The sequence below is a fragment of the Sedimentimonas flavescens genome (genome assembly GCF_025154035.1).
GTDB classification, from domain to species: Bacteria; Pseudomonadota; Alphaproteobacteria; order Rhodobacterales; family Rhodobacteraceae; genus Rhodobacter; species Rhodobacter flavescens.
The window spans coordinates 44014-66702 of record NZ_JAOALJ010000002.1 but is presented as its reverse complement, the minus strand read 5'-3'; the positions used below and the strand labels follow the sequence as shown (position 1 = coordinate 66702).

Annotated in this window: 23 protein-coding genes and 2 tRNA genes; 10 read left to right on the top strand and 15 right to left on the bottom strand. The window is 63.1% G+C overall.

Going from position 1 to position 22689, the window contains the following annotated elements; genetic code table 11:
- Window positions 1-73: 73 nt before the first annotated feature.
- Entirely contained in the window at window positions 74-1240 is a 1167-nt protein-coding gene (carA, locus tag N3C64_RS03595; protein ID WP_260011967.1) for a glutamine-hydrolyzing carbamoyl-phosphate synthase small subunit, read from the bottom strand.
- Window positions 1241-1410: 170 nt separating this feature from the next.
- Between carA and N3C64_RS03590 the strand changes: the two genes are divergently transcribed.
- Window positions 1411-1869 carry a GatB/YqeY domain-containing protein gene (locus N3C64_RS03590; RefSeq protein WP_260011965.1) on the top strand — a complete coding sequence of 153 codons (459 nt, stop codon included), beginning with the start codon at window positions 1411-1413 and terminating at the stop codon, window positions 1867-1869.
- Between the two features lie 49 nt (window positions 1870-1918).
- On the opposite strand, the gene N3C64_RS03585 is transcribed toward N3C64_RS03590, so the two are convergent.
- Window positions 1919-2428 carry a DUF2244 domain-containing protein gene (locus N3C64_RS03585; protein WP_260011962.1) on the bottom strand — a complete coding sequence of 170 codons (510 nt, stop codon included), beginning with the start codon at window positions 2426-2428 and terminating at the stop codon, window positions 1919-1921.
- 131 nt (window positions 2429-2559) lie between these two features.
- On the opposite strand from N3C64_RS03585, the gene N3C64_RS03580 reads away from it, so the two are divergent.
- A complete protein-coding gene (locus N3C64_RS03580; RefSeq protein ID WP_260011959.1) occupies window positions 2560-2934 on the top strand; it encodes a hypothetical protein in 375 nt (124 codons plus the stop codon).
- A 51-nt stretch (window positions 2935-2985) separates the two neighbouring features.
- On the opposite strand, the gene ctaD is transcribed toward N3C64_RS03580, so the two are convergent.
- The 3 genes from ctaD to lipB form a co-directional block, all read right to left on the bottom strand.
- On the bottom strand, window positions 2986-4656 hold the full coding sequence (ctaD, locus tag N3C64_RS03575) for a cytochrome c oxidase subunit I (RefSeq protein ID WP_218628429.1): 1671 nt from the start codon (window positions 4654-4656) through the stop codon (window positions 2986-2988).
- A gap of 195 nt (window positions 4657-4851) precedes the next feature.
- Window positions 4852-5256: a c-type cytochrome gene (locus tag N3C64_RS03570; protein ID WP_218628428.1), complete on the bottom strand. Its 405-nt coding sequence runs from the start codon at window positions 5254-5256 to the stop codon at window positions 4852-4854.
- A 116-nt stretch (window positions 5257-5372) separates the two neighbouring features.
- On the bottom strand, window positions 5373-6065 hold the full coding sequence (lipB, locus tag N3C64_RS03565; protein ID WP_375546100.1) for a lipoyl(octanoyl) transferase LipB: 693 nt from the start codon (window positions 6063-6065) through the stop codon (window positions 5373-5375).
- Between the two features lie 168 nt (window positions 6066-6233).
- Here lipB and N3C64_RS03560 point away from each other — a divergent pair.
- The 5 genes from N3C64_RS03560 (at window position 6234) to N3C64_RS03540 (ending at window position 11314) form a co-directional block, all read left to right on the top strand.
- A tRNA-Leu gene (locus tag N3C64_RS03560) sits at window positions 6234-6320 on the top strand.
- Between the two features lie 396 nt (window positions 6321-6716).
- Window positions 6717-7820: an ABC transporter ATP-binding protein gene (locus N3C64_RS03555; RefSeq protein WP_218628426.1), complete on the top strand. Its 1104-nt coding sequence runs from the start codon at window positions 6717-6719 to the stop codon at window positions 7818-7820.
- A gap of 87 nt (window positions 7821-7907) precedes the next feature.
- Complete coding sequence (locus N3C64_RS03550) at window positions 7908-8981, top strand: ABC transporter substrate-binding protein (RefSeq protein WP_218628425.1); 1074 nt, start codon at window positions 7908-7910, stop codon at window positions 8979-8981.
- A gap of 112 nt (window positions 8982-9093) precedes the next feature.
- Window positions 9094-10344 carry an ABC transporter permease gene (locus tag N3C64_RS03545; RefSeq protein ID WP_218628424.1) on the top strand — a complete coding sequence of 417 codons (1251 nt, stop codon included), beginning with the start codon at window positions 9094-9096 and terminating at the stop codon, window positions 10342-10344.
- Window positions 10345-10354: 10 nt separating this feature from the next.
- Complete coding sequence (locus N3C64_RS03540) at window positions 10355-11314, top strand: ABC transporter permease (protein WP_218628423.1); 960 nt, start codon at window positions 10355-10357, stop codon at window positions 11312-11314.
- A gap of 184 nt (window positions 11315-11498) precedes the next feature.
- Here the strand turns inward: N3C64_RS03540 and N3C64_RS03535 are convergent, their stop codons facing one another.
- From N3C64_RS03535 to N3C64_RS03505, 7 genes are read right to left on the bottom strand one after another with little or no spacing between them, the layout of a single operon-like run.
- A complete protein-coding gene (locus N3C64_RS03535; protein WP_260011950.1) occupies window positions 11499-12449 on the bottom strand; it encodes an AEC family transporter in 951 nt (316 codons plus the stop codon).
- Window positions 12446-13246 carry an MBL fold metallo-hydrolase gene (locus N3C64_RS03530; protein WP_260011949.1) on the bottom strand — a complete coding sequence of 267 codons (801 nt, stop codon included), beginning with the start codon at window positions 13244-13246 and terminating at the stop codon, window positions 12446-12448. Before N3C64_RS03530 ends, N3C64_RS03535 begins: the two co-directional genes overlap by 4 nt.
- On the bottom strand, window positions 13243-14046 hold the full coding sequence (locus N3C64_RS03525; protein ID WP_260011948.1) for a TatD family hydrolase: 804 nt from the start codon (window positions 14044-14046) through the stop codon (window positions 13243-13245). Before N3C64_RS03525 ends, N3C64_RS03530 begins: the two co-directional genes overlap by 4 nt.
- Before the next feature lie 22 nt (window positions 14047-14068).
- Window positions 14069-15190, bottom strand: a complete 1122-nt coding sequence (locus tag N3C64_RS03520) for a DNA polymerase III subunit delta' (protein WP_260011947.1) — start codon at window positions 15188-15190, stop codon at window positions 14069-14071.
- Window positions 15187-15798 carry a dTMP kinase gene (gene tmk / locus N3C64_RS03515; RefSeq protein WP_260011944.1) on the bottom strand — a complete coding sequence of 204 codons (612 nt, stop codon included), beginning with the start codon at window positions 15796-15798 and terminating at the stop codon, window positions 15187-15189. Before tmk ends, N3C64_RS03520 begins: the two co-directional genes overlap by 4 nt.
- A gap of 6 nt (window positions 15799-15804) precedes the next feature.
- Window positions 15805-16968, bottom strand: coding sequence for a D-alanyl-D-alanine carboxypeptidase family protein (locus tag N3C64_RS03510; protein WP_260011943.1), 1164 nt, complete (start codon window positions 16966-16968; stop codon window positions 15805-15807).
- A gap of 14 nt (window positions 16969-16982) precedes the next feature.
- Window positions 16983-17891, bottom strand: a complete 909-nt coding sequence (locus N3C64_RS03505) for an SPOR domain-containing protein (protein WP_260011930.1) — start codon at window positions 17889-17891, stop codon at window positions 16983-16985.
- Between the two features lie 257 nt (window positions 17892-18148).
- Between N3C64_RS03505 and N3C64_RS03500 the strand changes: the two genes are divergently transcribed.
- Window positions 18149-18238, top strand: a tRNA-Ser gene (locus N3C64_RS03500).
- A 162-nt stretch (window positions 18239-18400) separates the two neighbouring features.
- Here N3C64_RS03500 and N3C64_RS03495 read toward each other — a convergent pair.
- The 3 genes from N3C64_RS03495 to N3C64_RS03485 are packed head-to-tail and all read right to left on the bottom strand — an operon-like array spanning window position 18401 to window position 19762.
- Window positions 18401-18820 carry a pyridoxamine 5'-phosphate oxidase family protein gene (locus N3C64_RS03495; RefSeq protein ID WP_260011923.1) on the bottom strand — a complete coding sequence of 140 codons (420 nt, stop codon included), beginning with the start codon at window positions 18818-18820 and terminating at the stop codon, window positions 18401-18403.
- A gap of 12 nt (window positions 18821-18832) precedes the next feature.
- Complete coding sequence (locus tag N3C64_RS03490; RefSeq protein ID WP_260011922.1) at window positions 18833-19327, bottom strand: DUF2867 domain-containing protein; 495 nt, start codon at window positions 19325-19327, stop codon at window positions 18833-18835.
- Between the two features lie 6 nt (window positions 19328-19333).
- Window positions 19334-19762, bottom strand: a complete 429-nt coding sequence (locus N3C64_RS03485) for a DUF3995 domain-containing protein (RefSeq protein ID WP_260011920.1) — start codon at window positions 19760-19762, stop codon at window positions 19334-19336.
- A 123-nt stretch (window positions 19763-19885) separates the two neighbouring features.
- Here N3C64_RS03485 and N3C64_RS03480 point away from each other — a divergent pair, with 123 nt between their 5' ends.
- On the top strand, window positions 19886-20395 hold the full coding sequence (locus tag N3C64_RS03480) for a TetR/AcrR family transcriptional regulator (RefSeq protein WP_260011919.1): 510 nt from the start codon (window positions 19886-19888) through the stop codon (window positions 20393-20395).
- An 868-nt stretch (window positions 20396-21263) separates the two neighbouring features.
- Window positions 21264-22445, top strand: coding sequence for an MFS transporter (locus tag N3C64_RS03475; protein WP_260011917.1), 1182 nt, complete (start codon window positions 21264-21266; stop codon window positions 22443-22445).
- Window positions 22446-22689 lie beyond the last annotated feature (244 nt).

Genomic DNA, 22689 nt, shown 5'->3' with positions numbered 1-22689 from the left:
TAATAAGTCGTTAATCCAAAACAAAAGCCCCCTCCGGCGCAGGCCGAAGGGGGCTTTTGTGGAATATATTCAATCAGGCGCTGCGGCGGGCGCGCATGGCCTCGGCGAAGCGGTCGAACAGGTAGTAGCTGTCCTGCGGGCCGGGGCTGGCCTCGGGGTGATACTGCACCGAGAACACCGGGCGATCCTTCATCGCGATGCCGCAGTTCGACCCGTCGAAGAGCGAGACATGTGTTTCGGTCACGCCTTCGGGCAGGGTCTGCGCATCGACGGCGAAGCCATGGTTCATCGAGGTGATCTCGACCTTGCCGGTGGTGAGGTCTTTCACCGGGTGGTTTGCGCCGTGGTGGCCGTGGTTCATCTTGATGGTCTTGGCGCCAAGCGCCAGGGCCAGCATCTGGTGACCAAGGCAGATACCGAAGACCGGCAGGTCTTTCTCCAGCACACCTTTGATCATCGGCACGGCATAGGTGCCGGTCGCGGCCGGGTCGCCCGGGCCATTCGACAGAAACACGCCGTCGGGATTGAGTGCGAGCACATCTTCCGCCGTCGCCGTCGCGGGCAGAACGGTCACATCGCAGCCCGCCGAGGCGAGGCAGCGCAGGATGTTGCGCTTGGCGCCGTAGTCGATAGCCACGACCTTCAGGCCCGGCTCGCTGCGTTTGGAATAACCATCGGGCCAGGCCCAAAGCATCTCATCCCAACGATAGCTCTGCGCGCAGGTGACTTCCTTGGCCAAATCGAGGCCGACGAGGCCCTTCCACTCGCGCGCTTTCTTGACCAGCGCCTCGATGTCGAACTCGCCATCGGGGTTGTGGGCCAGCGCCACATGCGGCGCGCCTTGCTGGCGGATTGCGCGGGTCAGGCGGCGGGTGTCGATGCCACCCACGCCGATCCGGCCGCGTTTGACCAGCCAGTGGACGAGGTTTTCCGAGGCGCGCCAGTTCGACGGCTCGGTCGGGTCCCATTTGACCACGAGACCGGCGGCGACCGGATCCGTCGTCTCGTCATCCTCGGGGTTCACGCCGACGTTGCCGACATGCGGGAAGGTGAAGGTGACGACCTGACCGGCGTAGGACGGATCGGTCATGATCTCTTGGTAGCCGGTCATGGCGGTGTTGAACACCAGTTCGGCTACCGTCTCGCCCTCGGCACCGAAACCCTTGCCGTAGAACAGCTGCCCGTCTGCCAGCGCGATCAGCGCGGTGGGCTTTTCCGATGACTGGTGGCTTGCAGGCATGGTGCGACTCCCCGGGGCAAAATCTGCTGGAACCTACGGGGGGAGGGCGTCGGGGTCAAGGGGGTAAGGGTTATTACTGTTGCGCAATAAAATCAATAAGTTAGCAAGATTGCACCCGGCCGCGCTTACGGTTATTCTGGCGCTCTTGGTTCTGAAACGAGGACGACCCCATGGACATGCGCGAGCGAATTGCCACGGCGCTCAAGGATGCGATGAAGATGAAAGAGCAGGAGCGGCTTTCGACGCTGCGCCTGATCAATGCGGCCATCAAGGATCGCGAGATCGCGTTGCGCGGGACCGGCGACGGGGGCTCGGTCGGCGACGCAGAGGTGCTGGCGATCCTGGGCAAGATGGTCAAGCAGCGCCAGGAATCCGCACGCGCCTTCGAAGAGGGCGGGCGGCTTGAACTGGCCGAAAAGGAAATCGGCGAAGCCCGCGTCATCGAGGAATTCCTGCCGCGCCAATTGAGCGCCGAGGAAGTCTCGGAAGCCATCGACAAAGCCATCGCCAAGGTCGGTGCCAGCTCGATCCGCGACATGGGTCGGGTGATGGGCGAACTGAAGGCGAAATACACCGGTCAGATGGATTTCGGCGCGGTGGGGCCGATGGTCAAGGACAAGCTCGGCTGAGTGCTTGCACGGGAATAGCTATAGACGAAGGGGGCTTCGGCCCCCTTTTTCATGCCTGCGCGCCGGGGTCCGAGCGGCGATGTTCGGCCAGATGTTGCAGGAGTTCCCGAAACAGCGCGCGGCGCTCCTCGGGGGTCAGGAAGGCGCCGATCTCGACCTCGCGCGGTCCGCCGCGCAGGGTAAGGTAATCGGGCACGCGCCCACCGGTCGGATGCAGCATCGGCTGAACCCAATAGGCGTTCGTCTCCCAGATAAGCGGATCGCTTCTTGGCGCGCGATGGGTCAGCGTGATGCGTTCAGCGGACAGCGTCAGCTCTTCGAGCACCTCGCCCGAGCGGTAAGAGCGTGACAGCGCGAACCAGATCGCCCAGATCGTGGCCAGCAGGAAGGGTAGCAGAGCCCAGAGGATCTTTGAGCCGAGAACGGCCAGAAGCGGCACGGCAAGGAATCCGGCGGTCACGCCGATGAAGGCAACGAAGCCGCGTCTGGGCAGCGACCGATAGGGCCAGAGCCGCAGCCTGACCGTGCCGGCCTCGTCTTCGGACCACCTGTAGGGCATCGCCTCCCTCGTTCGCGCCAGAGCAGCCTAAGGGCGCAGGGGGGCAGGGCGCAAGCCTTGGCGGGCGTCCATGCCGCATCGTGTGAAGGGGCACTTGCCGCTATCCTTTCGATAGCGGAGGAGGGTTTCCGATGGTGAGATCGACAGGGCTGAAAGTGGCTGGCGCAGTGGCGTTGGCGTTTGGCGCGTTAACGCTGTTCTCGGGCTGGGGTGCGCTGTTTGGTGGCAAGGACATGGGGGCGGTTGTGCCCTTCGTGCTGTGGTTCAACTTCCTCGCGGGCTTTGCCTATCTGGCGGCGGGCTGGGGAATGTGGGCCGCACGGCGCTTTGCCCGGCCGCTCTCGGCGGCGATCGTGCTTGCAAGCCTCGCCGTGGGTGCGGCGCTGGCACTCCACATCGCTGGGGGTGGTGCCTATGAGATGCGTACGGTGGGCGCGATGAGCCTGCGCATCGTGATCTGGGCGGTGCTTGCGCTGGTTGCGCATCGGGCATTGCCAAGGGGCTGAATGCAAACGGCCCCGGATCGCTCCGGGGCCATTCATCAATCTGTAAGCGCCTTAGTGGGCGTGCGAGTGATCCCAGTCCTCACGCTTCGGGAGTTGCTCGAACGTATGCTCGGGCGGCGGCGAGGGCAGGGTCCATTCCAGCGTGTCCGCGTATTCGTTCCAGTAGTTTTTCTCGGTCACACGCGCACCGCGGGTGAGGGTGTAGAACACGATACCGATGAAGAACAGGAACGAGGCGAACGAGATGAAGGCGCCGATCGACGAGATCTTGTTCCAGTAGGCGAAGGCCTCCGGGTAGTCGATGTAGCGGCGCGGCATCCCCTGACGGCCCAGGAAGTGCTGTGGGAAGAAGATGAGGTTCGAACCGATGAACATCATCCAGAAGTGCAGCTTGCCCGCCCATTCCGGATACTGACGGCCCGACATCTTGCCGATCCAGAAATAGACACCGGCGAAGATCGCGAAGACCGCACCCAGCGACATCACGTAGTGGAAGTGCGCCACGACGTAGTAGGTGTCGTGATAGACGCGGTCGAGCGGCGCCTGGCTGAGCACCACGCCGGTCACGCCGCCCACGGTGAACAGGAACAGGAAGCCGAAAGCCCAGAGCATCGGCGTCTTGAACTCGATCGAGCCGCCCCACATCGTTGCAATCCAGGAGAAGACCTTGACGCCCGTGGGCACCGCGATGACCATCGTGGCCAGCATGAAGTAGCTCTGCTGCTGCAGCGACATGCCCACGGTGTACATGTGGTGCGCCCAGACGACGAAGCCCAGAACCCCGATCGCGACCATCGCATAGACCATCGGCAGGTAGCCGAAGATCGGCTTGCGCGCGAAGGTGGCGATGACGTGGCTGATGATGCCGAAGCCCGGCAGGATGATGATATAGACCTCGGGGTGGCCGAAGAACCACAGGATGTGCTGATACAGGATCGGGTCACCGCCGCCTTCCGGGTGGAAGAAGGTCGTGCCGAAGTTGCGGTCCATCAGCAGCATGGTGATCGCGCCTGCCAGAACCGGCAGCGACAGCAGGATCAGCCACGAGGTCACGAAGATCGACCAGCCGAACAGCGGCACCTTGTGCATCGTCATGCCGGGGGCACGCATGTTCAGGAAGGTGGTGATCATGTTGATCGCACCCAGGATCGACGAGGCGCCCGAAACGTGGACCGCGAAAATCGCGAGGTCCATCGAATAACCGGCCTCATTGGTCGAAAGCGGCGGGTAAAGCACCCAGCCGACGCCCGAGCCCGACTGTCCGTTGCCACCCGGCGCCAGCAGCGAGGCCACGCCGAGCGCGACGCCCACAACGTAAAGCCAGTAGCTGAGGTTGTTGAGGCGCGGGAAGGCCATGTCCGGCGCACCGATGTGCAGGGGCATGAAATAGTTGCCGAAACCTCCGAACAGTGCCGGGATGACGACGAAGAACATCATCAGCACGCCGTGATAGGTGATCATCACGTTCCACAGATGCCCGTTCGGGGTGCATTCCGCATCCGACGCGATGAAGCGTGCGCCCTCGGCACACATGTATTGCACGCCCGGATCCATCAACTCCATCCGCATGTATACGGTGAAGATCACCGAAATGAGGCCGACGACCCCTGCGGTGAAGAGATAGAGAATCCCGATATCCTTGTGATTGGTCGACATGAACCAGCGGGTGAAGAACCCACGAGTGTCATGGTCGCCGTGGCCGTGAACGGCTGCGTCCGCCATACTGATCTCCCTTTTCGCGCAGCCCGATATCTCCCGTTCACGGGCCGCTTCGGCGCAGGGTAATGGGCAAATTGTCGCGCAGCAATCACAGAAGCGCGCAAACTGCGAAAAAATGTCGCGGCACTGCGGCGAGCGGAAAAAGAAAGGCCCGGCCGGAGGTTGCTCCGACCGGGCCTGTTCCTGCGGGGCAGGAAATTACTGTGCGACCGAGGCCAGATAGGCCGCGACGTCTTCGCCGCCCTTGGCCAGCTTGAAGGTCATCTTCGACTTGCCTTCGCCGCCGTGGGTGTCGATGAACTTGGTCGGATCGACGACATATTCTGCGATCAGCGCCTCATCCCACACCAGGCCGTTCTCGGCTGCTTTCGTGAGGCCGTCGCCGTACTTGAACCCTTCGACCGAGGCGGCCGCGCGGCCGACGATGCCGTAGAGGTTCGGGCCAACCTTGCCGCCTTTGACGATCTCGGTCCCATCGGGCGCAACGATCATGTGGCAGGACTTGCACTTGGCAAAGGTCTTCTCACCGACGGCTGCGTCACCGGCGAAGGAGGGGGTGGCAAGGGCCATAGCGGCGAGGGTGGCGTAAAGGCTGATCTTCATCGCATCTTCCTTAATAACTGATCTCGGCCCGGCGATGCCGGGAGGGCGGTTACGCCGCTTAAAGGGCGCTGCCCCCTCTTACCACGGGGCAAAAGGTCGCGTCAGCAACATTTCCGTCATTCGCAGCGGTCCGGCGTCCGACCATCGTCGAAGACCGGTCCGAAGCTGCGCTCCAGCGCCGCGTCCAGATCCTCCATGGTCACCGGAAGCCCCAGATCGACAAGGCTGGTGACACCGTGATCGCGGATGCCGCAAGGGATGATTCCGGCGAAATGGTTCAGGTCGGGTTCGACGTTGATCGAGATGCCGTGAAAGCTGACCCAGCGGCGCAGTTTGACGCCGATGGCGGCGATCTTGTCTTCGGCGGGGTGGCCGTCGGCGCCGCTACCCTTCTCGGGGCGGGCGACCCAGACACCCACGCGCCCGTCGCGGATTTCGCCGGTCACGTTGAACTCGGCCAGGGTGTCGATAACCCAGCGTTCGAGCTGGCGCACGAAGCAGCGCACGTCGCGCCCGCGCCGGTTGAGGTCAAGCATGACGTAAACGATGCGCTGGCCGGGGCCATGATAGGTGTATTGCCCGCCGCGGCCGGCCTCATGGACGGGAAAGCGGTCGGGATCGACCAGATCTTCGCGTCGGGCCGAGGTGCCTGCTGTATAGAGCGGCGGGTGTTCGAGCAGCCAGATCGCCTCGTCCGCCGTGCCTGCGGCAATCGCGGCCACGCGCGCCTCCATGAAGGCCAGAGCCTCTTCATAGGGAACGGGGGTGTCGGAACGGATCCACTCGACCATCTGCGCCTCCGGTGTCAGCTCTTCCGAGTTAGGGGAAGAGCCGCGCGCGCTCAAGGCAATTACGCCCGAAGCCTGTGCCTGCGAGGCGCGCGCTCTAAGCCGGAAAGAATTTCGATCAGGAGCGAAAAATCCGCTTTTCATCGGCGAAAGCCTCGGCTAATACGCCGCCACACCAGCCAAGACAGTGCGGTCGTGGCGGAATTGGTAGACGCGCAGCGTTGAGGTCGCTGTGGGGTAACTCCCGTGGAAGTTCGAGTCTTCTCGACCGCACCATTGGCTGAAAGCCGCGATAGCCCGGACCTCGGTCCGGGCTATGCTTTTTTGGCTCTGGCGGCATCGCTTTTCGCACGTTCCGGACAGCATTCCATCTCGAATCGACAGGTGATTCGCGGCTCTAGGGGTTCCTTGCGTCAATTCGCTCGCGCCTGGGTTGCGTGACGTAGCGTTATTCGCACTCCCCCCGGTAGAGCATTTTGCTCTTGCAGCATGAGCAATCTGGTCGCCGCCTGCGCGCAAGGCGACGCTTTTTGACGGTTTTGTGACCGAAACGGAGGGGGCGGAAAGACTGACGAGCCAGAATGGAATTGCGGGTTGAATTCCTGAAATTCCCTTGCTTTAGTTCGGTGCACGGGAGCTAACGAACCAAAAAAACCGACGGGGAGCCCGAATTTGAACACTGCTGCCACCGACGATGGATTCGTCGTATTCGACCATGTCCAGAAGAGCTATGACGGCGAAACGCTTGTCGTCAAAGACCTGAACCTTTCGATTGGCAAGGGCGAGTTTCTGACGATGCTCGGCCCCTCCGGCTCGGGCAAGACGACTTGCCTGATGATGCTTGCCGGCTTCGAAACTGCGACACATGGTGAGATCCGCCTTGCGGGTAAGAACATCAACGACATGCCGCCGCACAAGCGGGGCATCGGGATGGTGTTCCAGAACTATGCGCTTTTCCCGCACATGACGGTTGGCGAGAACCTCGCCTTTCCGCTCGAAGTACGGGGCATGGGCAAATCCGAGCGCGAGGCCAAGGTCATGCGCGCGCTCGACATGGTGCAGATGGGCAAATTTGCCAACCGCCGTCCTGCGCAGCTTTCGGGCGGCCAGCAACAGCGGATCGCGCTGGCCCGCGCGCTCGTGTTCGACCCCGAGCTCGTGCTCATGGACGAACCGCTCGGCGCGCTCGACAAGCAGCTGCGCGAGCATATGCAGTTCGAGATCAAGCACCTGCATGAGACGCTCGGCATCACCGTCGTCTATGTGACCCACGACCAGGGCGAGGCGCTGACCATGTCGGACCGCGTCGCCGTGTTCAACGATGGCCGCATCCAGCAACTGGCTCCGCCCGATGAGCTTTACGAACGTCCGCAGAACTCGTTCGTGGCCCAGTTCATCGGCGAGAACAACAAGCTGCCGGGCACGGTCGAGACGCTGGATGGCGATAGCTGCACCGTGCGTCTTGCGACGGGCGAACTGATCGACGCGACGCCCGTGAACGTGCGCAGCGTGGGGCAGGAAACCCTGGTTTCGATCCGCCCCGAGCGGGTCGAGTTCAAGGCCGATATGATGCCCCCGGGGGCGCATATGGTTGACGCAGAAGTGCTTGAGGTCATCTATATGGGTGACATCTTCCGCACGCGCATGCGGGTCGCGGGCACCGAGGATTTCGTGATGAAATCGCGCAATACGCTGGGTCAGACCAAGCTGCGTCCGAGCGAGAAGATCAAGATCGGTTGGCATCCGCAGGACGCCCGCGCCCTTGAACCTATGTAAGTCGGGAAGGCGGGAAAACCCGCCTCCTTGCCGCGCCTGCGCGGCCAACGTGAAAAAAAGTACATAAAATCAACACGGGAGTTACCAATGAAGAAAGCAATGATGCTGACCACGGCCTTGATCGCGACTGGCTTCGCTGCCAGCGCGCAAGAGCTCAACGTGGTGTCCTGGGGTGGCGCCTACACCGTCAGCCAGGTGGAGGCTTACCACAAGCCCTTCACCGAGATGACCGGCGTCAAGGTGAACTCGATCGATGCCGACAACCCGGCAACGCCGCTCAAGGCGCAGGTTGAGGCCGGCAACGTCTCGATCGACCTCGCCGATATCGAGCTGTCGGATGCGATCCGTCTGTGCGACGAAGGTCTGCTGGAAGAGATCGACCCGGCGATGCTGCCCCCGGCGCCCGATGGCACCCCGGCGACCGAAGACTTCGTTCCGGGCGCTATCCAGGACTGTGCCGTCGCGAACATCGTCTGGGCCACGGTCGTCGCCTATGACGCCTCGAAGTTCCCGGAAAATCCGCCGAGCACCCTGGCCGACTTCTTCGACACCGAGAAGTATCCGGGCAAGCGCGGCCTGCTGAAAGCCGCCAAGCGCTCGCTCGAGATGGCTCTGGTCGCCGATGGCGTTCCGGGCAGCGAAGTCTATGAAGTCCTCGGCACCGAGGAAGGCGTCGCACGCGCCCTCGCCAAGCTCGACACGATCAAGGACTCGGTCGTGTGGTGGGAAGCTGGCGCGCAGCCGCCGCAGCTGCTGGCCGATGGCGAAGTTGTCATGACCACCGGCTACAACGGCCGTATCTTCAACGCCATGATCGCCGAGAACAAGCCGTTCAACATCATCTGGGACGGCGCCTATATGGACTATGACCTCTGGGCCATTCCGAAGGGCGCGCCGCACCTGGAAGATGCCAAGAAGTTCCTGGCCTTCTCGACCGACACCCAGCGTCTTGCCGACCAGGCCAAGTACATCTCGTACGGCCCGGCGCGCAAATCGTCCTCGGCCCTCGTCGGCATGTATCAGGACGGCAAGACCGAGATGGCGCCGCACATGCCCACCAACCCGGACAACCTGACCAACCCGATCTGGACCGATCCGACCTTCTGGGCTGACCACGACGTCGAACTGAGCGAGCGCTTCAACGCCTGGCTCGCCAACTGATCCTGCGCAGGGCGGCACCCGATGCGGTGCCGCCCGCCTTTTCTTCGTAAGAGATCCCTGATCGCGCGCCCATCTGGGTGCGTTTGGTAGAATTTTTCCCAGAGGGAACCGAATGACCGACGCAACCGCCCTATTGACCACAGCCGATGGCAAGCCGCTGAAGGCGGCGCTTGCGGCCTCGCTCGCGACGCGGCGCCGCCGCGCCTTCCTGCTCGTTGCGCCGCTCTTTCTGTTCATCATGATCAGCTTCATCGTGCCGATCGGCCAGATGCTGTACCAGTCGTTCTATAACGACACCTTCAGTTCTGCTGCGCCGAACCTGGCCGAATGGTTCGACGCCAACCCCGAAGGCTCGGCGATTGACGAAAGCGCCTATGCCGCGCTCGCCGCCGACCTCGCGCTGATGAAGAAGGACAAGACCGCGGGCGCGGCAGGGACGCGTATCAACTACGACGTCTCGGGCACGCGCTCGATGTTCACTTCGACCGCGCGCAAGGCCGACAAGTTCGAGCCCCCCTTCAAGGAGGCGGTTCTGGCCGAGGAGAAGAAGTGGGATGATCCGAATATCTGGCGCGCCATGCGCTCGGCCTCATCGCCCTTCACCTTCGACTTCTACCTTGCTGCTCTTGATCTGACGCGCGACTCGAGCGGCTCGATCGTGCCGGTGGCGGAAGGGCAGGCGATCTACAAGACGCTGTTCTGGCGCACGCTTTCGATGTCGATCGAGATCACCGCGCTTTGCCTGCTGCTCGGCTTCCCGATCGCGCATCTTCTGGCGGTGCTGCCGATGCGCAAGGCGATGCTCCTGATGATCCTGGTGCTGCTGCCGTTCTGGACCTCGCTGCTGGTGCGCACAACCTCGTGGATGGTGCTGCTGCAAAGCCAGGGCGTGCTGAACGACATGCTGGTCTGGGCGGGCTTGATCGACGAGAACGGGCGAATACAGATGATGTATAACCAGACCGGCACGATCGTCGCGATGACGCATATCCTGCTGCCTTTCACGGTCTTGCCGCTTTACTCGGTGATGAAAACGATCCCGCCCAGCTATGTGCGCGCCGCTCGCTCGCTCGGGGCAACCTCGTGGACTGCGTTCCGTCGGGTGTATCTGCCTCAGACCCTGCCGGGGATCGGCGCAGGGGGGCTGTTGGTCTTCATCCTCGCGATGGGCTACTACATCACCCCCGCCCTTGTCGGTGGCGCCGACGGGCAGATGATTTCCAACATGATTGCCTTCCACATGCAGAAGTCGCTGAACTGGTCGCTCGCCGCGGCGCTGGCAGCAATGCTTCTGGCCATCGTTCTGATCTTCTTCTGGATCTACGATCGCCTGGTTGGCATCGACAAGATGAAGCTCGGCTGAGGAGAGAGATATGGCGCTTCCCACCTACGCAAGCCCGCTCGAGAAAGCCTGGCATTATAGCTACCTGGTGATCTGCGGACTGATTTTCCTGTTCCTGATCGCCCCGATCGTGATCGTGATCCCGCTCAGCTTCAACGCCGAGCCCTACTTCACCTTCACCGAGAAGATGCTGACGCTCGACCCCGAGGGGTACTCGATGCGCTGGTATGACAGCCTGCTGACCTTCGGGATGCAGAACCCCGAGGCCGAGCGCGGCGCCTCGTTCTGGTCGGACTTCTGGGGTAACGCGACCTGGATGCAGGTGACCAAGAACTCGATCATCATCGGCTTCTTCGCGACGATCCTGTCGACGGCGCTTGGCACGATCGCCGCCCTGGGCCTGACCCGGCCCGAGATGCCCTACCGCAAGCAGATCACGGCCGTCCTTATCTCGCCGATGATCGTGCCGATCATCATCTCGGCGACGGGCATGTTCTTCTTCTACTCCTGGATGAAGCTGCCGGTGCCGAGCTTTGAGGGGGGCTTCCATTTTGAATGGACGCGTCTAGCGGGTTCGTACCTGGGGATCATCCTGGCGCACGCGGCACTTGGCATCCCCTTCGTCATCATCACGGTAACGGCCACGCTCTCGGGCTTTGACCAGTCGCTGGTGCGTGCGGCCGCAAGCCTTGGGGCAAACCCGCGCACGGCTTTCTTCAAGGTGGTGATGCCGCTGATCATGCCGGGTGTGGTGTCGGGCGCGCTATTCGCCTTTGTGACCTCGTTCGACGAGGTGGTCGCTGTTCTCTTCATCGCCGACCACACCCAGCAGACGATTCCGCGCCAGATGTGGAACGGCATCCGTGAGCAGATCTCGCCCGCGATCCTCGCCGTGGCGACGATCCTGGTGATGATCTCGATCCTGTTGCTGACGACGGTCGAGCTTCTGCGCCGGCGCTCGGAGCGGCTTCGCGGGGTCAGCCCGCAGTAAGCTGCAGTCAACCAGAGACAAACGATGCGAAAAGGGGGGCTCTGCCCCCCTCTTTGCTATTCGCAAATTCACCCCCCCGGGATATTTGCGCAAAGCCGAAAGGGGAACGGTGCCTGTGTTCGTCTTTGTCCAAATATCCCGGGGGTGAGGGCCGCCAGGCCCGAGGGGGCAGCGCCCCCAACGTTTAAGGAAGAATCGCGAGCCAGGCCCAGATCGTCAGGATCGAAGCTGCCGTTGCAACCAGGACCGAGGAGGCCGCGACCCGTCGCGCGGCGCCATACATATTGGCGAAGAGATAGGCGTTCACTCCCGGGGCCATCGCCGCTGTTATCACCGCTGAGCGCAGCGCCGCCGTATCGAGCGCAAAGACCCAATGCCCAAGCAGATAGGCGATGCCCGGATGCACGATCAGCGAGAGCGCTGAGACCATGACTATCGCGCGCCCATCGCCCTCGGGGCGATAACGGAACAGCACGCCGCCAAGGCCGAAGAGGGCGGCGGGCAGGGCAGCGTTGGCCATCATGTTCATCGCCGCCCAGACAGGCCCCGGAAGGTCTTGCCCCGTCGTTTTCCGCAGGATCTGAATCGCGAAACCGCACAGGATGCCGATCACGAGCGGGGTGCGCAGCACACCCATCAGTGCATTGAAGCCCACGCGGCTCAGCCCCGCGCCCGTTCCTGCGGAGCGCACGGCCTCCATCGCGACGATGCCAATGGTGTACAGCAGGGGCGAGTGGATTGAGATGATGGCGAAGTTGCCCGCCAGCGCGTCGGGGCCGTAGGCGCGCTCGGTGATCGGGATGCCGAGCAGGAGCGAGTTCGAGAAAAGGCAGCAAAAGCCGATTGCGACCGCATCCGGACCGGTGCGGCGGAAGATCACCCGCGCCGCCGCGATCCCGATGGCAAATGAGGTCAGCGCGCCGGCGTAAAACGAGATCATCAGCCCTGCGTCATAGCTCGTGCTCAGGTCGAGCATGGCGATGGAGCGCGCGAGCAGCACCGGCACTGCAAAGTTCTGCGCAAAGCGCATCAGCCCGTCGACCGCTGCGTCGGAAAAGAGGCCGCGCCACGAGACGACGTAGCCGAAGCCGAGCACGAGAAAGACGGGCAGGATGACGTCGATCAGCGCGCTCATTGCGCGGCGAACTCCAACACCAGCCCATCAAAGGCGGGGCGGATGTGTTCGGGTGTCTCAGCTGCGACATCGTCATAGTCGAGGTCGATATGCATGTTGGTCAGCACCGCCGATGCCGGTTTGACACGCTCGATCCATTCCAGCGCGCGGGCAAGATGCGCATGGGTCGGATGCGGCGTGCGGCGCAGCGCGTCGAGGATCCAGCACTCAAGGCCGTTCAGATGCGACCAGGCTTCCTCGGGGATGGTGCTGACGTCAGGCAGGTAGGCCACGTCGCCGATGCGGAAGCCGAGCGCGTCGATATTGCCGTGCTCGACGTGGAAGGGGTGCAGCTCGATCGGGCCGCCGGCGCCGGTGATCTCGAAGGTGCCGTGGATCGCGCGCAGGTCGCAGATCGGCGGGTAGTTCGAATCCGGCGGCTGCACGAAGGCGTAGCCGAAGCGGTTCAGAAGGGCCTCTTGCGTGTCGCTATCGGCCCAGACCGGCAGGCGGCGGCGCATGTTGAAGGTGATCTGGCGCAGATCGTCCAGCCCGTGGACATGGTCTGCGTGGCTGTGGGTGTAGACGACGGCGTCCAGCTCACCCACGCCTGCGCGCAGCAGTTGCTCGCGCAGATCGGGCGAGGTGTCGATCAGCACGCGGGTCGTGCCATGGGGCGAGACGCGCTCGACCAGCATCGAGCAGCGGGTGCGGCGGTTTCTCGGGTTGTCCGGGTTGCACTCGCCCCAGTGCCCGCCGATGCGGGGCACCCCGCCGGACGAGCCGCAGCCGAGGATCGTGAAACGCATCCGGGTCATCGTTTGGCCTTCCAGAACAGGCGGTCGAAATTGGCCGACGTGGCGGCGGCGAATTCTGCATAGCTGACGCCGTAGAGATCCGCACCGATTTTCGCCGTCAGAGCGGTATAGGCGGGCTCGTTGCGGCGGCCGCGATGGGGCGGGGGGGCAAGGTAGGGGGCGTCAGTCTCGACGAGGATGCGGTCGAGGGGGGCGGCGGCGAAGATCTCACGCACCTCGGTCGATTTCGGGAAGGTCGCGATGCCCGACATCGACAGGTAAAAGCCCATCTCAAGCGAGGCCTGCGCCAGCCGCGGCCCCGAGGAGTAGCAATGCATCACGCAGCTATAGGGGCGCGATTTCAGCCCCTCGGCCAGAATCGCCTCCATATCAGCGTCGGCGGCACGGGCGTGGATGATCAGCGGCAGGCCGGTTTCCTGCGCAGCCTCGATATGGATGCGTAGCGAGGTCTTCTGCACCTCGGCGCTGTCGGCGGTGTAGTGGTAATCGAGGCCCGTCTCGCCGATGCCCACGAATTTGGGGTGGCGGGCGAGAGCCACGAGGTCCTGGACGGAGGCCAGGGGCTCTTCCGCCGCGCTCATCGGATGGGTGCCTGCGGCGTAATAGATGCCATCATGCGCCTCGGCGATGGCACGAACCGAGGGTTCATTGCGCAGGCGCGTACAGATTGTGACCATGCGCGTTACACCTGCCGCGCGGGCGCGGGCGATGACCTCGGGCAGTTCCTCGGCGAAATCAGGGAAATCGAGGTGGCAGTGGCTGTCGACGATTTCGGGCGGATGGGTTTCGGTCTCGGCCACGGGCAGGTCCTTTTTGGGCGGCTCAGGCGGAGGCCGCCGTGATTTCAAGAACCATATCCATGACCAGCGCCGCAGGGTCAAGGTTGACCCCCTTGCCATGGCGCGCGCGGGCGCCAAGGGTCTGGTGCAATGCCGCCCATTTCATCGCCGCGTAGCCATCGGGGCTGAGGCGGGCGATCACCTGCGCCTCGCCTGCCGCGCCCTCCAGGGGTGGAGGTCCGGCCACGCCCGCGCGGGCAAGACGGGCCAGGAACAGCTCGATCAGCCCCAGCATCAGGTCATAGCGCGGCTCGTTCTGCTTGCCGGTGATACTGTCGGCCAGCGCGAGCGCGCGCACCCGGTCAAGCCGGGGCAGGGTGCCGAACAGCGCCACGAGCTTTTCGTAGGTCGCAAGGCCGTCGAGGTTCAAAAGCCGGATCGCCTCGCCCACCGATCCGCCCGAAAGCGCGGCAAGGGCGGCGGTGTCGGCCTCGACCGCCTCACCTGCTGCGGCGAGGGCGGCGGCCATATCTTCAGGTGCAAGCGTAGCCAGCCTCAACTCGCGGCAGCGCGAGCGGATCGTCGGCAGAAGCCCCGCGGGCTGGTGCGAGATCAGAAGGAAGGTCACGCGCGGCGGCGGTTCTTCGAGCAGCTTGAGCAGCGCGTTGGCGGCCTGCGTGTTCATCTCGTCGGCGCTGTCCACGATGACAACGCGCCGCCCGCCCTCGGCTGCCGACAGGTGCAGGAAGCTTTTGAGCTTGCGCACCTCATCGACGCGGATGTCCTGCGACAGGGCCGTTTCGGTTGCGTTCAGCCCGCGTTTGAGCAGGAATACACCGGGTTCCGAGCTCGCGTGGATGCGGCGACAGACAGGGTGCTCGGGGTCGGTTTCGAGGTTGGTGGGCGGTGGGGGTGCGCCGAAAAGGCCGCCGCCATCATCGGTGGGCTGCGTCAGCAGGAAGCGCGCGATGCGCCACGCCAGCGTCGCCTTACCGACGCCGCGCGGGCCGGTCAGCATCCAGCCGTGGTGCATCCGCCCCGAGGTGAAGGCGTCGAGGAAATCGGCCTCGGCGCGCGTTTGTCCCATCAGGTGCAGCGTGTCGCGCGGGTGGATCGCACCTTCGACCTGCGTCGGATCGGGGATGTCGGCGGTCTTGCTGCTCATGCCAGCGCCGCCCGGGTGAGCGAGAGGATCTCGGCTGCGACCTCCTCGGTCGGGCGGGCGCCGTTGACCAGCCGGAAGCGTTCGGCAAACTCGTGCGCCAGCGCCAGGAAGCCTGCGCGCATCCGTTCCTGCATGGCAAGGCCCATGTCTTCGAACCGCTCCTCGGTGCCCTGACGGCCCTTGGCACGCGCAAGGCCCACGGCAGGGTCGATATCCACAAGGAAGGTCAGGTCGGGCTCGCGCCCGATCATCAGGCTGTGCAGCTGATCCACCAGCCCGCGCAGATCGCCGCGCGAGAGGCCCTGATACATGCGGGTCGAATCTGCGAAACGGTCGCAGATCACGATGCGCCCGGCGGCCAGTGCGGGGGCGATGGTGCGCTCCAGATGGTCGCGGCGGGCGGCGGTGAACAGAAGGATCTCGGTCTCAGGGGACCAGCGGTCGGGGTCGCCTTCCAGAACGAGGCGGCGGATTTCCTCGGCGCCGGGCGATCCGCCCGGCTCACGCGTCAGCACCACATCGAAGCCATCGGCGCGCAGGGCTTCGGCCAGCAGGCGCGCCTGCGTGGATTTTCCCGATCCGTCGATGCCCTCGAAGGTGATGAACATCTGCCCTCAGCTGTTCGCAGCCTGCATGGCCTTGGCGGTGAGGCGCGCAAACGCAGCCTTGACGCGCACCATGAATCCGCCCGCGGCCACGTCCTCGGCCGCGACCAGTGCCACGCGCTTGGGCTCGTTCAGGCCGGGGATCGTCAGCACCAGCTCGCCCAGCTGGTCGCCCGTCGCGATCGGCGCGGCGACGGGGCCGGTAAAGACCGCCTCGGCCTTGATGGCGTCCTGCGCGGCGGCGGGGATCAGCAGCGACAGGTCCTCGGCCGGGGTCAGCCCGACCTTGTCGGCGGCGCCAAGCCAGACGGGCGCTTCGGCCAGACGGCTGCCCTTGTTGGCCAGTGTTTTCAGTACGAACTGGCGGAACGCCCAGTTGGCGATCGCCTCTGCCTCCTGGGCGCGCTCGGTTTCCGAGGTCAGGCCGGTGATCACGAAGACGATGCGGCGATCACCCATCACGGCCGAGCCGGCAAGGCCATAGCCCGACTCCTCGGTGTGCCCGGTCTTGAGACCGTCCGCGTGCCAGTCCGCCGCCGCGATCTTGAGCAGCGGGTTGCGGTTGTTGGCATTGGCAGGCGAGCGGTCCTTGTAGTTATAGGAGGTTTCCGAGAACAGTGGGTAATAGTCGGGAAACTCCGAGATCAGCCGCACGGACAGAACGCCCAGATCGCGCATCGACATGCGCTGCCCCGGATGCGGCCAGCCCGAGGCATTGGCGAACATCGAGTTGTTCATGCCCAACTGGCGCGCACGCTCGCCCATCTGGCGCGCGAAAGCGTCTTCCGAACCAGCCAACCCCTCGGCCACCACCACGCAAGCGTCGTTGCCCGAGTTGATGACGATGCCCTTCAGAAGTTCGGCCACCGTCGGGCGGTCCATCTCATTGAGGAACATGGTCGAGCCGCCCATCTGCTTGGCGCGGGTCGAGACGGCAAAGCTCGTATCCAGTGCCACGCGTCCGTCGCGCAGGGCCTCGAACAGCATGTTCACGGTCATCAGCTTGGACATCGACGCCGGTGGCAGCGGGATATCTGCGTTCTTCTCAAGCAGCACCGTGTTGGTCGTCACGTCATAGACCCATGCGGCCGTTGCGCGGGTCTCGAAGGCGCGGGCGGGCAGGGCTGCCAGAAGTGCAAGGCAGATGACGGTGAAAAGACGGGTCAGTTGCATCGGGCTGGTATTCCTTATTTCGAGACGGCGTAGGCGTCGGTGAAACCGAAGCCCTTGAGCTGGGCCAGCAGCTTGTCGCGTTCGGCCGACGTGGCGACCGGGCCGACGACGACCCGCCATACGGTCTTGATCGCGCCGACTTCCTTGCGGATGACGACGTCTTTCACGCCCTTCTTGAGCAGATCTCCTGCCGCGCGCTGCGCATTGGCTTCGCTGCTGTAGGTGCCGATCTGAACCAGCAGCTTGCCTGCGGGTGCGGCGGGAGCGGGGGTCGCGGGTTTGGCTTGAGCGGTCGCTGCGGCCTCGGGTTTTGCGGTTGTCGCCTTGGCGGGTGCTGCCGGTTTCGGCGGGGTCGCCGCCTTCGCGGGTTCGGCAGGCTTGGCTTTCGGGTCTGCCTCGGCCTTCGCGATGGCCCCGGCGGCCGTGGCGGTGATCGCGGCGGCGGGCTTGGGCACGGGTTTCACATCGGCCGCCGGTTTGGCCGAGGGCGTGGCGGTGGCCGTTGGTGCAGGCTCAACCGGTACCTCCTCGCGACGCAGGGCCACAACGGAAAGCTTTGCAGGCGCCCCGGCCAGCATTCCGAGTGCCGCCGCCGCATCAGACGAGACCTGGATCTTGGGGCCGGGATTCTCACGCTCGCGCCGGAACAACGCGGAGTTCACCGATTTGCCGTTGGAAAGGTTGCGCACCACGACGCGCTCGGGATCTTTCACCGAGGCATGGGCAACCCAAACGCCCCCAAGCGAGGGGCGTCCGTCCCACAGCCCCTGATCCTCGACCGAGAAAACCTTGGGCGCTTCGACGTCACGCTCGACCGTTCGGACGGCGGCGGCTTCGGGGGGCGTGCCATCGGCGGGCGCCTCCTCGGGGTCGGCGCCCGTGCCCATCTGGCACCCCGCCAACGCCACAGCCGTTCCCAGCATCAGAACGTATCGCGACAACGATCCCTTGCGCATCATGCCCCTTCCTGCGCGGCTGTTGCCGCGTCTCATCTCCGGCCCGTCAGAGCCCTGCCCCGGCTCTCGTGGCCGCCTCGCGCCGCGCATCATGCGCGTCCCTGAACTGGAGCGGACTTTACCCCGTCCGCGCGGGCATGAAAAGCGGCCCAACCGACCGCAAGCGGAAAACGGTAAGCCCGGGTCTTTCAGAATCGCGTGAAGGGCGTTACGCGAAGGGCGTCGGAGGAGTGGCAGAGTGGTTTAATGCACCGGTCTTGAAAACCGACGAGGGTGAAAGCCCTCCGTGGGTTCGAATCCCACCTCCTCCGCCAATCACGCACGACTAAGATTTCGATTGGCCTTGGCTTCCCAAAAGGGACGCATAGTGGTCCAACTCTTCGGAACTGATTTATCCAAGTCGTGAGCAAGGTCTAATAGATTTTGGAGTACGGCGCTGGTGTTCGATAGCGGCCATCCGCGCTCATGTCCGAGCCTTATTCGGCCGACCAGACGACTGGAGCCTGTGTCATGGAGCCGATTTCAATGCGCCGGGGAATGATCTTGACCACGGCATAGTCGGGGTCGTTCACACCTGAGATATAAGCACGCAACCCATCGAACCAGAATTTGTCGCGGTCCTGCTGATCAGTAGAAATGAGTGCATTCCCCTGTACTTGCAACCATTCAGTCGCGCTAAAGTCGGATGCGCCCAACGTGGCATGTACGGAGGGATTGGCCCTGATCTGGCCAATCTTGCGCGAACTCAGGTGGGTGCTGAACCATATCGAAAGATCGGGAAACATCCGGCCTGCGACGAACCGGACCCAGGCCTCCCCCTGATCCGTGACCGTGGCCAGCGAAACAAGTTGCAGCCCCGGCGCCAAGGCCAAAATGCGGGATGTGATGTCAGTCATTCTTTGTCGCCCTTATTGTGAGAGAGGTTCATGCAGGAAAGCCCGCGCGATGCGGCGCAGTTGCCGCCGGACAATCAAGAAGTGCCCCGGTAGGATGGTTGCGAGATACACAGCTCCCAGAGGATGCCGAATCTGTACCAGTGATGTTGCGTGGAGGGTCCGGCCCGCAGGGCCGTCTTCGAGACTGTAGATCAGGCGAAAGTCGACATGTTTGTCATCCACGCCGAAGACAGCATGACCGGAAACCATCTGCCTCTGGTCGAAAGGGGCCATGGCCACCGAACCGATCGGCTTCAACCCGAAGGGCCTGACGACGAAATCACGCAATCGCGCAAGATGCATCTCAAGATCGCCCGTACCCCGGGCTGCCATCAACTCGGCAAGAGTGCGTGTGTCCTCCGAAGACAATCGGATCGAAAGTGTATCGCCGTAGTGGAAGGGGAAACCGGCCAGAGCTGCGGCACAGTCGAGATCGGTTTTGCGCCAGAGAGCAAAGGGGACGACCATGAGGCGCTATTCCCATGCCAAAATGAAAAAGGCGATGCCGATCATCAGCACGAATGGAGAGAATAGGCGATCGTCCCACCAGGCGAACGGGGTGCCGCGCACCCGCTTCGAAAAGCCGATGTGGTGAAAGTCGCCCAGTGCGCGGGCGCTAAAGATCACTCCGGCTCCCATCTGTAACCACGAGAGGACCTGTGCGGACACCACCAGCGGCTGGCCAAACCATTTGCTCGCCGCCAGTAGCCCCATCGCGACCAGAAATGCGGCGACGGAAAGGGTCGCCAAAGGTTTTGGCTCAAACAGTTTAGTGCCGTCTTTCGGGCGTGTCGGAATTACCAGATCCGCCCCCTTGCGCCCGCCGGACGCCCAGTAGAGGTGAAATAGCACGACAGGCGTCAAGCCGGTACAAATGAACAGGGCGGCAAGATCGAAAGGCATGTGCAAATCCAAACATACAGTAGTGAATGTTTTGTAAGGTATTTCCAGCGCAAGGTAAAGACAGTAGTGTATGTTCGGGGGGCGCGTATGGGGCGATCATCTGGTCTGACGGCGGAGAAATGGGTGGAAATTGGGCTTAAGGCGCTGTCGTCGCATGGTCACGAGGCACTTAAAGCCGATCTTCTGTCAAAGGCGCAGGGGGTGACGCGGGGCAGTTTTTATCACCATTTTTCCAATGTGACCGATTTCCATGCCGCGGTGATCGACCGCTGGAAGGAACAGGCGACGGACCGAGTCATTCTTGCGGTGGAAATGCCGGGCGACCCCAGGACGGCCCTAGAGAAACTGCTGTATCTGTCGTTCGGCAGGGTGGAGCGTATCGAACGGAGGATGCGCATCTGGGCGGAAAACGACCCCCTGCCACGCGCTGCTGTGGAGGGGATCGACCGGCGGCGCGTAGCTTACGTCACGGCGCTGCTCGGTGACATGGGGTACAGCCCCGTGGTGGCCGCAACGCGAGCCAATATCATCTATGACTGCTATGTCGGATGCGCCCTGCGCCGTGCTCCGGAGCCAAAAGAACTGGATGATCTTGTCTCCGAAATCATCAACTGGTGCGCGTTGCCGCAGTAGTTCTGATCACGCTCCAGCATACATCTTCGCTCGGAAGATACTGGTCTTGTTCACATTCTCGACGGCCCAGAAGTTTGCCCACGTCGCGCGCCAACGAAATGCCCCGGAAAACCTTTAGATCCCCCGTGCCTTCAAACTGTCATGACATCGACAGGTTACGGAATGCACAAATCAATCAGTGTGTAGGGCTAGGGCGTAGGTGTCCTTCTCAGTTTCGTCGCTTCGGCCCGCCATAGGTCCCGTCTAAGTTATAGATGCTAAGTGAATAGCTTGATGGGTTTGGGTTCTGCCCTCTCTATTGTTCCCCTACTTGATGTCGCTCTGACGGCTTCAGATGCCGCCTGCACGCTGCTTTCGGTCATACCTATGACTTCCGAAAAGGAACGCCGCCTTTTGGGGAGCGGCGGTGTCTGGGGAAGATTCTATCGGGGTTGTTCACGGCGATGCTCCGTTTTCGGCGGGTCGGAGGCTACAGGAATTAGCAGCGGTTCGCGCCTCCGCCTCCAACCACGCCAACCAGGACCGCGGTCTCTCAAGTCCATCCCTGTTCAGGGCTAACCGTACTGCAGCTCTTATTGAGTGGCGCGGCCTTCTTGCCGCCTGACACATAGCCAAGGCTGGAGCACCGAGACGGGTTTGCATTCGCCTGACAGCACCTCTTAGTGAAACGTCGAGCTTGGGTGGCCCGCTTCGGGTTGCGCGCGGCCCTAGGCCGCGCAAGGGGCGAACGGCCGTCATTTGTAGCGATGGCCGCGCGCGCATGCGTACGCTAGGGTGCTGGACATATCCTCTTTCCGTTTCTTAAGAGATTCCCGCTTTGCGCCGATCAACGCACTCCGCTCGTTCATCTCCGGATGCCAGTACGCCCGTGGCCCTGAACCCACGAACAGCGGTTCTAATTGTCGCGCTATGGGCAGCAGGGCTTTGTGCGGCCGCGCAGTTTGCGAAGATCGCGGTGCCTTTTGTCGAGCTTCGCCAAGCCTACCCGTCTTCCAACTCTTTGCTTGGGCTCGCCTTGTCTTCCATAAGCCTGCTTGGCATTGCCCTCGGAATGATCGTGGGTCTGCTGGTGGCGCGGATCGGCGCAAGAAGAGTGCTACTCGCATCTCTGGCTCTGGGCGCGCTCCTGTCAATGTTCCAGGCCACCCTGCCGCCATTGCCGCTTCTGCTCGTGACCCGCGTGCTTGAGGGGGCCTCGCATCTCGGCCTTGTGGTCGCTGCCCCTACATTGATCGGCACGCTTGCGCCACCTGCCTGGAGGGGCGGGGCCATGACTCTATGGGGTACTTTCTTTGGCGTCGCCTTTGCTCTGGTCGCGTGGATTGGGCTGCCACTAGTGCAGGTCTACGGTCTGGGTAGCTTGTTTGTCGCGCACGGGGTGATCACAGCGCTGGTCGGGCTTTTGCTGCTCTGGCTGTTGCCGCGTGATAATGGCGCGACCTCGGAGGCGCGCGGCACAGGCGGAGCGACCAAAGGCGCGCGTGACATTCTTGACAGGCACTGGACGGCCTACGCTTCGCCTCGCATAAGCGCGCCTGCTTTCGGATGGCTGTTCTACACCTTCACATTTGTCGCGTTGCTGACCGTACTACCCCAAAGTGTTGCTGCGGCAGATCGTGCTTTCGTGGCTGGTGCGATGCCGTTGGCTTCAATTGCCATCAGTATGACGCTCGGTGTCGGCCTTCTGCGCTTCCTTCCCGCCGTCACCGTCGTTCAGATCGGCTTCGCTGTCGGAGGGCTGGTCGCGATGCTGTTGATCGCCTTGCCGGTCTCGCCGGCCCTTTGTATCGCCCTCATCGGATCCCTAGGGCTGGTGCAGGGGGCAAGCTTCGCCGCCATCCCGCAACTCAACGTCACGCCGGGCGATCAGGCTATGGCGAACGGTGTGATGGCGCAGATGGGGAATCTGGGCAACATTGCTGGAACACCAGTGCTTTTGGCCGCGCTGGCGATGGGTGGCACCGCATTGGTGATGGCGATTATCATCAGCTGTTACGCTGTTGCTATCGCAGTCCACAGCGTACTCGCGCGGCGAAGGCTGACAGGCTGACAGCGCTGTTTGGAAAGCGCGGTTCAGGATCGAATGGCTCGTTGGCCGACATCTCTGCCGCCGAGCCATCCAGCAGACCTTCGGTCAGCGAGTTTGAACGGTGGCGTCGCTCGCTCGGCTGACATTCCGGACGCTACCCGACGCAGGTCGCGGCCGACGTGGTTTGGTTGGCGCGGAATGGTCTCATAGCGCGTGGCCTCGACCCCAAAGCGGTTGCGCATCGCCGAGAAACGCGCGCGTTCGG

Bases quoted from the DNA above. Each gene is read 5' to 3' on its own strand.
- carA (WP_260011967.1), bottom strand. From the start codon at position 1,240: ATGCCTGCAAGCCACCAGTCATCGGAAAAGCCCACCGCGCTGATCGCG.
- N3C64_RS03590 (WP_260011965.1), top strand. From the start codon at position 1,411: ATGGACATGCGCGAGCGAATTGCCACGGCGCTCAAGGATGCGATGAAG.
- N3C64_RS03585 (WP_260011962.1), bottom strand. From the start codon at position 2,428: ATGCCCTACAGGTGGTCCGAAGACGAGGCCGGCACGGTCAGGCTGCGG.
- N3C64_RS03580 (WP_260011959.1), top strand. From the start codon at position 2,560: ATGGTGAGATCGACAGGGCTGAAAGTGGCTGGCGCAGTGGCGTTGGCG.
- ctaD (WP_218628429.1), bottom strand. From the start codon at position 4,656: ATGGCGGACGCAGCCGTTCACGGCCACGGCGACCATGACACTCGTGGG.
- N3C64_RS03570 (WP_218628428.1), bottom strand. From the start codon at position 5,256: ATGAAGATCAGCCTTTACGCCACCCTCGCCGCTATGGCCCTTGCCACC.
- N3C64_RS03550 (WP_218628425.1), top strand. From the start codon at position 7,908: ATGAAGAAAGCAATGATGCTGACCACGGCCTTGATCGCGACTGGCTTC.
- N3C64_RS03545 (WP_218628424.1), top strand. From the start codon at position 9,094: ATGACCGACGCAACCGCCCTATTGACCACAGCCGATGGCAAGCCGCTG.
- N3C64_RS03540 (WP_218628423.1), top strand. From the start codon at position 10,355: ATGGCGCTTCCCACCTACGCAAGCCCGCTCGAGAAAGCCTGGCATTAT.
- N3C64_RS03535 (WP_260011950.1), bottom strand. From the start codon at position 12,449: ATGAGCGCGCTGATCGACGTCATCCTGCCCGTCTTTCTCGTGCTCGGC.
- N3C64_RS03530 (WP_260011949.1), bottom strand. From the start codon at position 13,246: ATGACCCGGATGCGTTTCACGATCCTCGGCTGCGGCTCGTCCGGCGGG.
- N3C64_RS03520 (WP_260011947.1), bottom strand. From the start codon at position 15,190: ATGAGCAGCAAGACCGCCGACATCCCCGATCCGACGCAGGTCGAAGGT.
- tmk (WP_260011944.1), bottom strand. From the start codon at position 15,798: ATGTTCATCACCTTCGAGGGCATCGACGGATCGGGAAAATCCACGCAG.
- N3C64_RS03510 (WP_260011943.1), bottom strand. From the start codon at position 16,968: ATGCAACTGACCCGTCTTTTCACCGTCATCTGCCTTGCACTTCTGGCA.
- N3C64_RS03505 (WP_260011930.1), bottom strand. From the start codon at position 17,891: ATGCTGGGAACGGCTGTGGCGTTGGCGGGGTGCCAGATGGGCACGGGC.
- N3C64_RS03495 (WP_260011923.1), bottom strand. From the start codon at position 18,820: ATGACTGACATCACATCCCGCATTTTGGCCTTGGCGCCGGGGCTGCAA.
- N3C64_RS03490 (WP_260011922.1), bottom strand. From the start codon at position 19,327: ATGGTCGTCCCCTTTGCTCTCTGGCGCAAAACCGATCTCGACTGTGCC.
- N3C64_RS03485 (WP_260011920.1), bottom strand. From the start codon at position 19,762: ATGCCTTTCGATCTTGCCGCCCTGTTCATTTGTACCGGCTTGACGCCT.